Here is a 401-nt window from a genome sequence, read left to right as displayed (position 1 = left end):
GAGCTCTTTAATGCTCTCTACAATCTCGGTGGTGGTTTGACCCTTGGCGTAAAGGAATATGATCTTGTCATCGAGACCTGAGATACGGGTTTGATGCTTGCGCACGAGTGTAGGTTCAAAGTCACCATGACGGTCTCTTGGGGTGGATATCTCAAGATCGCCTGTGTCACTGCGGACGGTCTTTTTAGTGTGGCCGTTGCGCTTATTGGGCTTGTCTGCCTTCTCATGTTTAGGGTAGCCGAGATGGTCTTCCATCTCAGCCTCTAAGGCAGTATCAATAAAGGATTGCATGAGCTGCTTTTGAAAGTCTTTAATGTCATCGAAGCTTTTCATGCTACCAGCCATTTGCTCGGCCAGTTTTTTAATGTCAGATTGAGTAGTCATTGCTTATTCTCCTGTTA

The 401-nt window shown here is 46.1% G+C and carries 1 protein-coding gene; it reads right to left on the bottom strand.

The window, feature by feature from the left end:
* Window positions 1–384: transposase (locus CXF62_RS01495; protein WP_185156573.1), on the bottom strand; the 384-nt coding region annotated here is incomplete at its 3' end.
* Window positions 385–401: the final 17 nt, after the last annotated feature.

Origin of the sequence: Psychrobacter sp. MES7-P7E (assembly GCF_002863645.1) — a bacterium.
GTDB lineage: Bacteria > Pseudomonadota > Gammaproteobacteria > Pseudomonadales > Moraxellaceae > Psychrobacter.
The sequence above is the reverse complement of the archived record's forward strand: the minus strand, read 5'-3'. Positions and strand labels throughout refer to the sequence as shown.